1 protein-coding gene is annotated in these 1,225 nt (G+C 24.8%); it reads right to left on the bottom strand.

Annotated elements, in window-relative coordinates:
- Positions 1–41: 41 nt before the first annotated feature.
- Positions 42–1,136 carry a TniQ family protein gene (locus V7056_RS20690; protein WP_499704268.1) on the bottom strand — a complete coding sequence of 365 codons (1,095 nt, stop codon included), beginning with the start codon at positions 1,134–1,136 and terminating at the stop codon, positions 42–44.
- Positions 1,137–1,225: the final 89 nt, after the last annotated feature.

Raw genomic sequence — 1,225 nt, 5'->3', positions numbered from 1 at the left:
ACACGATTACTCATAGTTTGCTTGTCTACTATTCTACTTAATTATTTTTGAGAAATTTTTATAGCAAAATTTCTAATTAAATACTCTTTATTTACATTTGTTTTCCGTAGTAAACATTCAAATGAAAAAAATTCTTTATTAGTTTTTTGTATTTCTTCTAATATCTTTTCTACTATTAAATATTGTTTACTTTTCTTAATTCCTTCAACATTTTTAATAATATGCCTTGATTGATCTTTATCTATAAAATCTAGTAAACTACTATTCAATTTGGTACTAATTTGTAACAATGTTTCAAATTCAGGATATATAGCATTATTTATCCATGACGATGGAAGACTGCTGGATTCTTTTCCTAATATATCTAGCGAAAATTTTTTAAAACTATCATAAGAATTTACTAAACTGATTAAACTCTTACGAATTTCTTCCCTATTATATTTAGGCAATATCAATATATTTTCTAATAAGTCTTTAAAAGCCTTATCGTACATTGATAAAGTTGCATTTTCAATTTCATTATCGTTTCCAAGCCACTCATTACAATGTTGACAATAACCTGGCCTACTTTTAAAAAAAATAACTTTTGATTGCTTTTTACATTTCCCGCACTTATCTATTAATTTAATTAAATGGATGGGACAAGTGTTAACACCTTTTATTTGCCATAATAAAGGTTCATAAATTTTCGTTTCATTTAATTTAAAATCATACAAACACATTGGGCAAAATTTTTTATATGTAGAAATAAATTCCTTATTTCCTCCAGAAATTATTCCTTCAAAATGTAATAGTGTTAAATATTTTATATCATTGCGATGTGTAAGAAGTTCTATTGCTCGAACACATTCTTTTGCTAAATAATTATATCCATTTATACTATTTAATTTGTTTACTCTATATTCTTTAGTTCTTTTTTGTTGAAATAATGGTTCAATTTCCCCAAAAAATAAGTCACTAATGTAAACACAATGAGCAATAGCTAATCGTGACAAATAGCTAGTTAGGCTTTCAACCATTAAATTACCTACATTTATAGGTTCTATATTATATAATCTACTTCTTTTAGTATATAAATTAGAAGGATTTTGAATACCTTCAAAATCCTTTTCTAAAGTTTCTATTTTACTTTTCATCTTTTTAAGCCATATAAGAATTATTAAGGAAAATTACATTCCTACTTTATCTCTGTCTGGATTTCTTTCACCGACTCTTTTATTTTTAT

Source organism: Bacillus sp. JJ664 (assembly GCF_036962205.1).
Taxonomy (GTDB): domain Bacteria; phylum Bacillota; class Bacilli; order Bacillales; family Bacillaceae_G; genus Gottfriedia.
This window is presented reverse-complemented; position numbering and strand designations above follow the sequence as displayed.